Origin of the sequence: Clostridium cibarium (assembly GCF_014836335.1) — a bacterium.
In the GTDB taxonomy this organism is placed as follows: domain Bacteria; phylum Bacillota; class Clostridia; order Clostridiales; family Clostridiaceae; genus Clostridium; species Clostridium cibarium.
Map to the genome: position 1 here is coordinate 35,806 of NZ_JACSRA010000013.1, position 12,785 is coordinate 48,590.

11 protein-coding genes are annotated in these 12,785 nt (G+C 28.1%); 4 read left to right on the top strand and 7 right to left on the bottom strand.

All coding sequences use genetic code 11. From position 1 onward, the window contains the following. Positions 1–88 precede the first annotated feature (88 nt). Positions 89–3,712, top strand: a complete 3,624-nt coding sequence (locus tag H9661_RS09695; protein ID WP_191768512.1) for a family 43 glycosylhydrolase — start codon at positions 89–91, stop codon at positions 3,710–3,712. 66 nt (positions 3,713–3,778) lie between these two features. Here H9661_RS09695 and H9661_RS09700 read toward each other — a convergent pair whose 3' ends face one another. Further along, entirely contained in the window at positions 3,779–4,018 is a 240-nt protein-coding gene (locus tag H9661_RS09700) for a hypothetical protein (RefSeq protein WP_143316212.1), read from the bottom strand. A gap of 346 nt (positions 4,019–4,364) precedes the next feature. On the opposite strand from H9661_RS09700, the gene H9661_RS09705 reads away from it, so the two are divergent. The 3 genes from H9661_RS09705 to H9661_RS09715 are packed head-to-tail and all read left to right on the top strand — an operon-like array spanning position 4,365 to position 7,801. Then, positions 4,365–5,351, top strand: coding sequence for an alpha/beta fold hydrolase (locus tag H9661_RS09705; protein ID WP_191768514.1), 987 nt, complete (start codon positions 4,365–4,367; stop codon positions 5,349–5,351). A gap of 3 nt (positions 5,352–5,354) precedes the next feature. Further along, positions 5,355–7,169: an ATP-binding protein gene (locus tag H9661_RS09710; protein ID WP_191768516.1), complete on the top strand. Its 1,815-nt coding sequence runs from the start codon at positions 5,355–5,357 to the stop codon at positions 7,167–7,169. 26 nt (positions 7,170–7,195) lie between these two features. Beyond that, positions 7,196–7,801 (top strand): response regulator, encoded by a 606-nt coding sequence (locus H9661_RS09715; RefSeq protein WP_143316209.1) that lies wholly within the window; start codon positions 7,196–7,198, stop codon positions 7,799–7,801. Between the two features lie 114 nt (positions 7,802–7,915). Here H9661_RS09715 and H9661_RS09720 read toward each other — a convergent pair whose 3' ends face one another. From H9661_RS09720 to H9661_RS09745, 6 genes are all read right to left on the bottom strand, one after another. Next, positions 7,916–8,449: a phosphoglycerate mutase family protein gene (locus tag H9661_RS09720; RefSeq protein ID WP_143316208.1), complete on the bottom strand. Its 534-nt coding sequence runs from the start codon at positions 8,447–8,449 to the stop codon at positions 7,916–7,918. Positions 8,450–8,527: 78 nt separating this feature from the next. Beyond that, positions 8,528–8,770 (bottom strand): hypothetical protein, encoded by a 243-nt coding sequence (locus H9661_RS09725; protein WP_191768518.1) that lies wholly within the window; start codon positions 8,768–8,770, stop codon positions 8,528–8,530. Between the two features lie 137 nt (positions 8,771–8,907). Continuing rightward, entirely contained in the window at positions 8,908–10,206 is a 1,299-nt protein-coding gene (locus tag H9661_RS09730; RefSeq protein WP_191768520.1) for an FtsW/RodA/SpoVE family cell cycle protein, read from the bottom strand. Beyond that, on the bottom strand, positions 10,200–10,544 hold the full coding sequence (locus tag H9661_RS09735; protein ID WP_191768522.1) for a PadR family transcriptional regulator: 345 nt from the start codon (positions 10,542–10,544) through the stop codon (positions 10,200–10,202). The genes H9661_RS09730 and H9661_RS09735 overlap by 7 nt, the downstream gene beginning before the upstream one ends. A 347-nt stretch (positions 10,545–10,891) precedes the next feature. After that, on the bottom strand, positions 10,892–11,431 hold the full coding sequence (locus H9661_RS09740; protein ID WP_191768524.1) for a GNAT family N-acetyltransferase: 540 nt from the start codon (positions 11,429–11,431) through the stop codon (positions 10,892–10,894). 239 nt (positions 11,432–11,670) lie between these two features. After that, the gene (locus H9661_RS09745) at positions 11,671–12,465 is read right to left on the bottom strand and encodes an abortive infection system antitoxin AbiGi family protein (RefSeq protein ID WP_185966768.1); all 795 of its coding nucleotides are present in this window, start codon (positions 12,463–12,465) and stop codon (positions 11,671–11,673) included. Positions 12,466–12,785 lie beyond the last annotated feature (320 nt).

Below are 12,785 nucleotides of genomic sequence, written 5' to 3' on the forward strand. Positions count from 1 at the left end.
TGGTAAAATAGAGATAAGAAAGTAAACGTTATCTGAAAGGAGGGTATAAATTTTAAAATAAAAATTTTAACATTTGGAGGGAATTTTTATGAAAAGAATAAAAATTAAAAAACTTTATAAGAGAACAGCGTTTGTAGTAATTGCTAGTATGATATTTTCAATAATGCCTGAAGGATTTATTGCAAAAGCTGATAGTAAAGATTCAGAAAATCACTTAAAACTACATTATGATTTTAGTCAAAAGGACGGCAATATCGTTAATGATATTTCTAATAATGGAAATAACGGACAATTATTGGGAGGTGCTACTTATGTAGATGATATTGGTGATGGAGCTTTACAGCTTGATGGTGTTAATGGATATGTGAAATTGCCAGATAATATTACTAAAGGACTAACTGATTTTACAATTAGTACAACTTATGAGATAGACTCTGTTTCACAATGGTCTAGACTTTTTGACTTTGGAAGTGGTGTAGATAATTATATGTTCTATACTCCAACATCTAATCAAAGTACTTCAAGAATTGCCTTTAGTAAAAACTCTAAAGAGGCTTATTACAATACAACAAGGTTAGTAAATGACACTAATTCTTGGAGAAACTTAACTTTAGTTATGTCTAAAGGAAATTTAACTATTTATGATAATGGTGATGAAATATTAAATAAACAGGTGAATATAAATTTAAATGATTTAGGAAACACCACAAGAAACTTTATTGGAAAATCTCAATATGATGGAATACTTTCAAAATATACTGATCCTTATTTTAAAGGTAAAATAGCTGATTTTAAAATATATGACACAGCACTGGATAAAGAGAATGTAAAAGAGTTATCTTCAGGCTTAGAAGAGGATTTATTAAATACTGATGTAAAAAAATTATCATTAAATAATACAGAAGTTAGTGAAGATATCACTTTACCCTTAGCTGGAGAACATGGCTCAAAAGTCACTTGGATATCAAGTAATAATGATGTTATAACTTCAGAGGGTAAAGTTACTAGACAAGCTGTAGATACTAAAGTTAAATTAACAGCAACAGTAACTAGAGGAAACCTAACTGCTACAAAAAATTTTGATATTATAGTTTTAGCTCCAAATCAAAAGGAAGATATAAAAAAAGATTTTAATGAATTATCTGTTGGACTTGTTACTGTAGCAACTGAAGATTTATATCTCAAAACAGCTACAAAATATGGGTCAACTGTTTCATGGAAATCTTCAGATACATCATTAATAGAAGACAATGGAAAAGTTCATAGACCTGAAAAAGGAGAAGGAAATCAAAATGCAACTTTAACTGCCACAATAAAGAATGATGAATATACTATGTCTAAAGATTTTAATATAAAGGTTTTAGAAGAATATTCAGCATATATAATGGCTTATTTCACAGGAGAGCAAACTGAAATAAGTGATTCATTACATCTTGCTTATAGTTATGATGGTGTAAATTGGACACCTCTTAATAATAATAAAGGTATTTTGTTCCCAAAGACAGGAACTAAGCATATCCGTGATCCTTTCTTATTTAGAAAACAAGATGGATCATTTGGATTACTTGCGACTAACAATTGGAACGACAATAAAATTTACACTTGGAATTCTAATGATATGATCAATTATAGTGATGAAAATCTTGTTACTATGAATTCAGATGGACAACATACATGGGCACCAGAATGTATTTATGATAAGAAAAATGGACAATATAGAATCTTCTGGTCTGGCAATGTTATTTACTCTAATACAACAAAGGATTTTAAAACTATGTCAGAGCCTAAGGAATACTTTAATCCAGGTTATTCAGTAATTGATGCAACTGTTGTAGAAAATAATGATTCCTATTACATGATTTATAAAGATGAAACTAATTCTGGTAAGAGTATAAAAGTTGCTAAGTCTAATTCTTTAGAACCAGGTAGTTTTAATGTTATCACTAATAATTTCATAACAGATGCTAAATGTGAAGGACCAACAATAGTTAAATCCTTAAATTCAAAGGATTGGTATGTATTATATGACAGATATTACGAAGGTAAATGGGGAGCAGTAAAAAATACAAACCTTGATAACGAAGCTGACTGGAAAGCATTAAGTGATACTGAGTTTACAGTACCGAAAGGCGCAAGACATGGAAGCACTGTTAAGGTTACAGAAGCTGAACTTGATAACTTAAAAAATAAATTAGGAAAAGTAACTAATACTGGTGTGGAAGATATTAATATTACAACTAAAGAAGGGGTAAAGCCAGAACTTCCAAAGCAAGTTAAAATGAAATATAGTGATGGCTCAACCGATGACATGAATGTAAACTGGGAGAATATTGATGAAAGAAAGTATAAAAGTGAAGGTTCTTTTGAAGTTAAAGGAACTGTTCCAAATTTGTATGAATACTCTAATCCATTGATTCAACAAAGAGCCGACCCATATATATACAAACATTCTGATGGATATTATTATTTTACAGCTACAGTTCCTGAATATGATAAAATTGTTTTACGAAGAGCAAAAACAATTGAAGGGTTAAAGGATGCAGAGGAAGTTAAAATATGGACAAAACATGCTACTGGAGAAATGGGTTCTCACATATGGGCACCAGAGCTTCATTATATTGATGGAAGATGGTATATGTATTTTGCTGCTGGAGCAGCAGAAGATGTATGGGCAATAAAACCCTATGTGCTTGAATGTAATGGAGATAATCCAATAGATGGAACTTGGACTGAAAAAGGAGTTGTACAAAAAGCAACTGAAAATAATTCTGTAGTTAATGCATTTTCTAACTTTTCACTTGATGCCACAACCTTTGAAATTAATGGACAAAGATATCTAGTATGGGCACAAAAAGATTCAGCAGGTAATTCAAACTTATATATGGACAAGATGGTAAATCCATATACAATAGAAGGTAACCCAATCCTTTTAACAAAACCTGAATACGGCTGGGAAACTATTAGATTTAATGTTAATGAAGGACCTACAGTTATTAATAGAAATGGAAAAGTTATCATCGCATTTTCAGCTGCTGGAACAGGATCAGAATATTGTGTAGGAATGCTAACAGCAGATGAAAACAGTAATTTAATGGACAAAAATGCTTGGGCAAAAACGCAATACCCAATATTGACAACTGAAGATTTGAATAGAGAATATGGTCCTGGACACTGTACATTTACAGTAGATGAAAAAGGTAATGATATTTTAGTTTATCATGCAAGATCCTATGCAGAAATAAATGGAGACCCATTAAATGATCCTAATAGAAGCACAAGGATTTTAAGAGTTCATTGGAATAGTGATGGAACTCCAAATTTAAGAATGTCTAATAAAGATATTCTAAATGATAAATTTAAGACTATTACAGCAACAATAAATGTAGCTAAGAAAGAAAAGACTATTACAAGCATTGCCAAAACAGATTTAACCACAACAGTAGGAAAAAATGTTAATTTACCAAAATGCGTGAATGTAAATTATAATGATGGAACAAATGAACCGCTTGAAGTATTATGGAATGAATATAATAAAGATTTAATAAATAAACCTGGTAAATTTGAAGTTGAAGGAAATGTTCAAGGAACAGAAATTAAAGCTATAGCTGAAATTACAGTTTTAAAGCAAGATATTCCAGACCCATCACTTTTTGATATTATTAAGAATTTTTTTGACAAGATATTAGATTGGTTGAAAAAGATATTTAATTAGGTTTATAAGGGCTTTTGTACTAAATAATTAATTCAAAGCCCTTTCAATTATACCCTTTAAATCTCTCTAACTCTCAAATAGTTCTCTTAAATATTCTTGATACTCTTTGCTATTTTCCCTACTAATATTGAAATACTCATTTATATTTAAGAACTCTTCTTTTCCCATATAATCTGCCACTTCTTGATACTGCATGAATGCTCTTAAACTGCTTTTATATACTTGTACTATATACTCACGATTTAAAGGTGATAATTCATTTTCAAATTCTTTAAATGTTAAATTTAATATATCTGATGTTTTCATATATCCTCTTAAACCTGACCCCTTAGCATAAAGCTTAATAGCCCTATTTCTATCAAAGGCTGGCTTTTCCTCCTATATTATTCATTTCTCTTTTTTTATTTTTTAATTTAGAAAAGCTTATACCCTCAGCTTTCCTAAATTAAAAATTTCTCTCTAAAAATATCTCTTTTCTCCAAACCCGTCTTCAACCAAATTGAAATTTTTTAACCCGTTATACATATCTCACATCATAATTATATTCAATTTAATTGAAGTGGTCAAGAAAATTTATGGAAAAACATATATTGTTTAAAATTATTCTTGTATAATATACTTGAAGATACTTAAAAAATAGGAGGTTTATTTCTTGAGAAAATTAATATCTAATCTAGGAGATCACTACGGATTATATGATTTACATAAAGATTATAGTAAAACAGATCAATTTTTTTATAATGAAAAAGAAGTTATTGAACTTAATAGTGATGATTCAAAAGTTTATTTTGAACCCAAGCTACCAAAAATAGAATTTGAAAACAGTTTTGAAGAAAATAATTACATACATGGAAAATTAAATTTCTTAAGTCAAGTCAGCAATGAGGAATGTAATAAAGATGCAATATTTTATTATGATTTGTGCAAGTGCAAGAATGAAGATAAAGAAAATGTTAATGTTATTATGATTCACGGATGGAGAACAAGCAAACTGGATAAACTAGAAAATTTGTTTTTAAAAGATTTCATCGAGAATAATTATAATATTTATAGATATGTATTACCATATCACTTAGACAGATCCCCTAATACGTCATCTTTTAGTGGAGAATATTTCTTTAGTGCTAATGTAAATAAAACTATAAAATCAATTCAACAATCTGTTAATGATATTAGAGCATTGATCAAATTTATAAAAAATAATAAAAAAGGAAAAATTATTTTAATGGGCTTATCCTTAGGAGGGTTAGTTACAAATTTAGTATCTGAATTTGAAAAAGAAATTGATTTATTAATTTCTTTATTTTACGCAAATGATTTATCTTTTGTAACTTTTAAAAGCATACCTGGAAAATTTATAAAACAAGATTTTCATAATCATGATTTTCATATTAACTTACTAAGTGAATCTTGGAAAGTTATAAATCCTGGTATAAGAAAACCATTAATAAGTTTAGATAAAATATTTTTGGCTTCTGGTATATATGACAAATATGTTTTAGAAGAAGATACAAGATCCCTTTGGGAAAATTGGGGGAAACCAAAAAGGCATTTGTTTAAATGCGGACATTCAGGAATAGTTTTATATAAAAACAAGATAAGAAAAGAAACTTTAGCATTTATAAAGGAAAGGTTATAAACTATGGTATTTACTGTATTATCCATTTGGATAGCAGCATTAGTAGCTATTATAAAAGATAGTAAAACAGAATCAACAATATGGTTAAGTGCTTTTTTATTCACGTTAGGAATTGGTGGATTTTCTGTAATTATTAAAGAAAATTATTTTGTTGATAATTTCCTTATTACTGAAAGTGGAATGAATAAAATATATTTTTTTAATGCCTTAGCTTCAGCTATTTCTCACAATCTTGTTCCATACTTCTCTTTGCTATATGGTATATCTTATACCAGTATTTCAAAGAAGTATAAAAAAATACTCTATAGTTTACTACTTATACCTCCAATTTTATGCTTTATATTTTTACCGTTAAAAAGTAACTATTTGAAAACACCTGAAGAAATTATTTTATATTTTAGAATAATTTCTATATGGATTGTACCATACATGACAACCTCAGTTGTCTTACTGATGTATTCTTTTCTTAAAGAAAAATCAAGGTTCATGAAACGGTATAAGGTTTTAAATATAATAATTATTATTCCTGCTATTATATATATAATTTTATTTAATATCATTTTTAGAGCTTTAGGGATAGATGAAAATTGGAGATACTGCAGTGTATTAGTTCCTATTCTTTTTTTAGGATTTATTTTCTTTGCATATAAAAACGGTGTTTTTGGAGTTAGATTTAAATTTGATAAATACAATTTTGCATTTGAAAATATAAGTGATTTTATATCTGATTCCTTTATTGTATTAGATAAAGAACTTTTTATTGTAAGAACTAATTCATTATTTGTTAAAAACTTCCTATACGATATAGATAAGAAATATGAAAAATTCGAAACTTTACTTAAAGACAGTAAAATATTTAATTATGAAAAAGAAATAATAAACTTAATAAATGAATCAAAAGATAAAGCTAAAATGATAAAAATATCTGTAAATAACAAAAATAATATAGAGTATTTTGAAATACAAGCCAACCCTGTAAAAATACAAAAAGAATTTTTTGGAACAATGCTCTTATTTAAGGATATAACAACTCATGAAAGAAACTTAGAGCTTATAAAAGAAAACCATATCCAATTAATTGAAAAGGAAAGACTTAGATCTTTAAGTCAACTTATAGGTGGAGTCGCACATAATTTAAAAACTCCTTTAATGAGTATTGGTGGCGGCAATGCCATTATTAAGAGAAATATAGATAAAATATATGAGTATACTAAAGAAAATTGTTCTCATAGTAATGATGATGTTTATATAGAAAAACTAATAAATGAAATTAATAATTGGCAAAATAGAAATAAGGAATATTTGCTTTATATGACAGATATAATGAATGCAATAAAAGGTCAATTGAAAGAAGTTGATGAAAACTCTAATGATATAAGCTTTACAATCAAAGAAGTCATTAATAGAATTACTTTACTTATGACATTTGAAATAAAAAAGCATAAATACGAATTTATTAAGGAAGTAGAAATTGATGAGTCAATAAAAATTAATGGTGAAATTAATAATATTATTCAAGTATTAAATAATATTATTAATAATGCAATGGAAGCAAGTACAGAAAATAAACTAATAATATTAAAGGTTTATCAAGAAGCTGATAGCATAATATTTTCTGTTAAAAATTTAGGCGAGAAAATCCCTGACGATATACAAGAAAAACTGTTTAAAAAAATGGTCACTACTAAAGGTAAAAATGGAACTGGATTAGGCTTATACATATCACAATCAATTATAAAAGGAAGTTTTAATGGTAGTATATATTTTAATAGTACTGATAATGAAACTATCTTTTACATAAAGATACCAATTAATTAAAACCAAATTTAAGGAGTATGAGATAAATGAGTAAGGAAAAAATAAATATAATTATTATAGATGATGATTTAGGTATAGTTGAATCATTAAAAAGTTTTCTTGAGGAAGAATGCAATGTTGAAGGTTTTACAGACTCTGTGGAAGGATTAGCCAGACTTCAAGAAAAAAGCTTTGATTTACTTATTTTAGATTATTACATAGACAAGCTTAATGGTGCTGATATAGTAAAAGAGATACGAAAATTTAATAATAACATCTATATTTTAATTTTAACAGGATACTCTGAATCAGTTCCTGGTTTAACATCACTTGAAAACCTAGATATTCAAAATTACTGTGAAAAAACTGCTGATTTTGATAAAATCCTTATACAGATTAAAAGTATAATTAAATCTATTAAATTTTTTAAAGATCAAGATACAACAGGGGGAAGGTTAAAGCAATTAAGAAAAGTAAATCGATTAAGCCAAGAAGATGTTGCAAAATATTTAGGAGTTCAAATATCTTCAATCTCTCAATATGAATCAAATCTTGTACTACCACCAACACAAAATATTTTAAAGTTAGCAAAGTTATTTAATGTTACAACAGATTTTATACTTTGCTACGAACTAGATATAAGAAAAAATTAATTTAAAGCTTTTAATATTATTTAGGGACATTAGAAAGATTTATCTTTACATAAATCATTCTACTGTCCCTACATTATTAATATTTTTACGACTAACAGGTATCTTTATATTTAACTATTTCTTATATAAATATAATCTACCATTCTTAGGTTTTCTTACATTTTCTCCAACAAATCCTCTTCTTTTAAGTTCTTTTTGTAACATATTCATAAAGAAACCATGGCAAACAATTAATATGTTCCTATCCCCTTCATTCTCTATACTGTCTAAAAATTCATTTACTCGCCTTATAGTATCTTTCTTAGTTTCTATTTGAGATTTATGATTAAAAAGCCACCCAAGCCTTCCACTAACACACCAAAATACATAAGGTAGTTTTATATTAGTTTTGCATATTGGTGCTATTGGAACTTCTCTTAACAGAGGAGTTCTTGTTATTTCACTTCTGAAAATAGCTTTAGAAGTTTTTATAGCTCTTGATAAATCACTTGAAAAGCATTTGTGCCATTTTATATTTCCTATTTCAAATTTATTTTCTATAACATCACTATCATCATACTGTTTTATCCATTTATTAAAATCATCTGATGTCATAAACATCTTTGTGTAACAATCAACTTTAAAATGTCTAACTAACCCTATATTCATCTTTCCCCCAGTATCTACTCTCATATTAATTAAACTTATTTTATCTATGCTACAATACTTTTAGCTTAAATGATTTTTTTATTCTGCATACGCTGAAACAAGGTGTCTTGCTAAAATACACTTTTCCTCATCCGTAATAAAATTCTTAGCAATTGATACTTCTGCATATGGCATATATTCTCTCCCTTTCTTTTCATTAATTTTATTATATATAATTTTTCTATTACTTCTCTTCCCTTTACAGCCTCTGTTTTCATATAAAGCTCCTTCTTCAAGCCTCGCTATATATGTAAAATTATTTAATATACTACAATTACGCACTACATTATACTCCAACTATGCTCCAGATACAAATTTATCAAAATAAAAAGATATATAGAAGTCACTATATCTCTTAGCCAATTATTACATCATAGTTATTAAATTATTTTAGTTGCTTTATTTTACAATTCTTTAAACTACTTTAAAGAATCTAGCCTAGCATAAGATAAACTCTTCCCTTTATAAATACTCATTATGATTCCAATAGCAGACATCTGAGTTATTGTTCTTGAACCACCGTAGCTTATAAAAGGCAAAGTGACACTGACAATTGGAGCAAAGCCTAGTATCATCAGTATATTCCATATAAATTCCATGGCGAATATGCACATAAACCCCCATATTAAAAATCTTCCATAAATATCTTTTACCTCTTTTGCTGCAATGACCATACGGGCTATGAATACAAGAACCAGTATTATAAGGGTAATGCCTGCTATCCATCCAAATGTATAGATTATGTATGTAAGAACAAGGTCACTATCTACTATGGGAAGACCTCTTTTAGGGAAAGTGAACCCATTACCCTTAAATCCTACAGATGCCAATAACTTTTTTATTTGAATATATAAGTATCCTGCGTTTGTTGGATCACTTTCAGGATTTGTAAAAATTAGTATCCTTTTTAGTTGGTAAGGTGCAGAAAGAACTATAAGGCCCCCCCCTGTAATCAATGTCCCTATAACAGAAAGCAAGTATGCCAGCTTGACCTTTGATATAAACATGAACATTATAAATACAACTAAATAAACCATAATTTCCATAGACACTTTAAGCATAATATATAAGCTAACAGGTATAAGGAGCATTAAAGTTAAATATACGTAGCCTTTTACACTCTTCAAATCTAAACTTCTTATTAGCTTTGAAAGTGAGATAACGTATAAAAATAAGCTCAGTTCAGTAGTATTAACGCTTAATGGTCCTAATGTCAGCCAGGTTTCCCTTCCATACACAGGAGCTGCAAATAAATGTTGTAACAATAATATCACTGAAATTCCAATAAAAATTTTCGCAGGATACTTCTCTAATTTTTTATAGTCAAAAAAATACACTCCCAAGATAGATATGTATCCAATTATGTTAAATGTTACATTCTTGGAAAGACTACCACTATAAGGAACAACTTCATTAGCTAACATATGATAAGTAGTAACCAACCCCAGCAGAGAAAATAAAACAGTTATAATCAATATAGTCCATTCCGGTGTAGCCTTATGACTTTGATTCAGCTGCTTTCCAATTATTTCAGCCTGTCCCATTTCAACGAGTGCCTTCTTTGATGCTTCTTCCTCATTCATTCCTTCAAGCATCAGATCTTCAGTCTTTTCCTCTATGTGATTTAAAAACTCTATCCTTATTTCTTTGTGAGCTTTTTTAAATTTTACATAGCTACAAATTTCTTTTATATATTCTTCAACCTTAGAATTTACCATCCCAATACAGCCCCTTCCCATATCACTTTATCCACTGCAGAGCGAAAGATCTTCCACTCCTTTTGCTTTTCCTTCGCATATTCTCTTCCGTTCTTAGTAATCTTATAATATTTTCTTTTCCTTCCCCCATCAGTTTTAGTCCAGTAACATTCAACCATTCCCTCAGCTTCCAAGGAATGAAGTATAGGGTACAAAGTTCCTTCCTTAAGTGTGAACACACCTTCTGATTTCACTTCCATTTCCTTTATCATCTCATAGCCATACATAGGCCTTTGGTCAAGAAGTGATAGTATCAAAATCACAGTACTTCCCTTCAAAAGCTCTTTGTTTATTGCCATAGGCTCACCTCCAATTACAATACATAGATTTATTATGTATCGGTTATCTATGTATAAGTATAATTCCATTTTATGTTATAGTCAATATAATAATCCAACCTTGAATAAAAGATAAAGTAATAAATCAATTCAGATATGGCGCATCCTATTCTACAACTTTGAGTTATTTTCATTATATAAATAACATTGTATAACTTTCATATATCCCTAAATAAAATATCTATTATATAACAAAAACAGCCTAAACAATACTGTCTAAGCTATTTATACTAATCATCAAATAAGTTGTCGTTATATTCTTTTTAATGTCCAACAAAGACTCCATAACATGTGTAGTTTTCATATACTTAACACTTAAAGTCATTCCAATTTACTGGGGTAACTTTTTCATTTCGCCAATCTTCTCTTGTAATACCATAACCAATTGCATCATATGGTTTTCCATCTTGACCCACCCATGCTTTTCGATAATGTGCTTCTTTAACAAAACCACACTTATGAAATACACATCTCATAGCATAATTATCTTGCCTTGTATTAGCTTCTATTCTTTCTTTTTCAGAAAAATTATTAAATACATAATCAACAAGCCACTTAACAGTGATTGTACCAATTCTCATACCTTTGTATTTACTCAAAATTCTTATATCAAACAATGGGTCACCATCTTGTAAATCATAAATCCTTATCATTCCCACTTTTGTGTCTTTGTCTATAATAACCCAAAATGTTTTGCAGTCATCCCCAGTATAATGCTGATTTTCATAACTAGCTCTAATCCTTTCTGGCTTTGGATTAGGTGTTCCATAAAATTTCCATGTATCTGATGTTAAAAATTCTATAAGAATATCAATTTCATCTTTAAACTCTTCAAAGTATATTTTCATAATTTCATCCCCATCTATTTTCCTATAATACTTTATATCTGTGTAAATATTGTACTTAAATTATATTCCAAATACAAATATATAAAAATAGAAACAGCAGCAATACTTTTTAGTATCACTGCTGTTATCCTAAAACAATTATTTATGGTGTTCTAAAATTATATAAAACTACTAAACGATTTTAGTCGTCCATTTTTCACAGTCAGTTCCACATATATCTACAAATTAATATTCATGTATTAAAAATCACTTAATATTTGTTCTTTAGAAATTATACGTGTTTTTAATATATTCAACTTATTCTGAGAATAATTATCTCCTTTTATATTATCAATTTCTTTACATAACTTTAATATCTCATCCTCAGAGTTAACAACTATATATTTAATGTCATCTGGATTAAAACTTAATTTTGATATTTCAGACATCCTAATATTGTTATCTCTTCTAAAATCCTCATTTAAGTATTCATCTTTATTTAAAAACCAGCGAATTTTATTACTTTTAATACAATTTAGATCCGGTATATATCTCCATTCTCTTTCATCATAAAATCGCGTATGACTTCCATCAAAACTCTTTTTATTCCAGGCTTGTCCTTCATATGGTTTCATAAAAAATATAAAATGTGAAAGTAAATCAATTGATTGTGATAGACCTGTTAATATTTCATCAGTTATTTCACCACTGTTTTTCAATATTCTCATATCAACGCCTACTTTGCTAATGGCTTCTGTAGCTACTGAACCTTTTATTGAATATGCTACCGGATTAATCCCGTTAGAAACTCCCCATTCTTTTGATAAACCTATACCATATCCCCCGTAATTTTCAATATGATTTACAATCTGAGCAAGTTGTATATCACAAAAACAAACCATTGGAATAGCTATCTCTAAATTGTTACTTCCTATAAATTCAAATTTCTCCATGCAATATCTAGGGCTAAATTCATTTTTTAATATATTAATAATATTATCTATGTTATTTGTAAAATGAAATAACGTATTCGCACTTAAATATTTTTTTCCCATAAAAACCTCCATAATAAAACATCTCCATTAATTCTACCACATTGTCCATCTTAATCCAATTAATGTGTTATACATTACTTGTTTAGTATTCTTATTACTGCTATATAACTTCCTGTTTTTCAATTTTTTCAACATAAAAATGTATACTATTTTATAAGTTTATTTTGTATAAAAGTATTAAAAAATAGCTTAAGCAACACTGTCTAAGCTATTTATATTAACTATCAATTAAGTTATCATTACACTATCTTAGTTGTCCACTCTTTCTACCTTTATGACAACCATAAATCAAAACTTTATTCAAGATTTTACATTAACAA

Excerpts from the sequence above, each read along its gene's own strand:
- H9661_RS09740 (WP_191768524.1), bottom strand. The coding sequence starts at position 11,431 with ATGAAAATATACTTTGAAGAGTTTAAAGATGAAATTGATATTCTTATA.
- H9661_RS09700 (WP_143316212.1), bottom strand. The coding sequence starts at position 4,018 with ATGAAAACATCAGATATATTAAATTTAACATTTAAAGAATTTGAAAAT.
- H9661_RS09695 (WP_191768512.1), top strand. The coding sequence starts at position 89 with ATGAAAAGAATAAAAATTAAAAAACTTTATAAGAGAACAGCGTTTGTA.
- H9661_RS09710 (WP_191768516.1), top strand. The coding sequence starts at position 5,355 with ATGGTATTTACTGTATTATCCATTTGGATAGCAGCATTAGTAGCTATT.
- H9661_RS09730 (WP_191768520.1), bottom strand. The coding sequence starts at position 10,206 with ATGGTAAATTCTAAGGTTGAAGAATATATAAAAGAAATTTGTAGCTAT.
- H9661_RS09720 (WP_143316208.1), bottom strand. The coding sequence starts at position 8,449 with ATGAATATAGGGTTAGTTAGACATTTTAAAGTTGATTGTTACACAAAG.
- H9661_RS09745 (WP_185966768.1), bottom strand. The coding sequence starts at position 12,465 with ATGGGAAAAAAATATTTAAGTGCGAATACGTTATTTCATTTTACAAAT.
- H9661_RS09735 (WP_191768522.1), bottom strand. The coding sequence starts at position 10,544 with ATGGCAATAAACAAAGAGCTTTTGAAGGGAAGTACTGTGATTTTGATA.
- H9661_RS09715 (WP_143316209.1), top strand. The coding sequence starts at position 7,196 with ATGAGTAAGGAAAAAATAAATATAATTATTATAGATGATGATTTAGGT.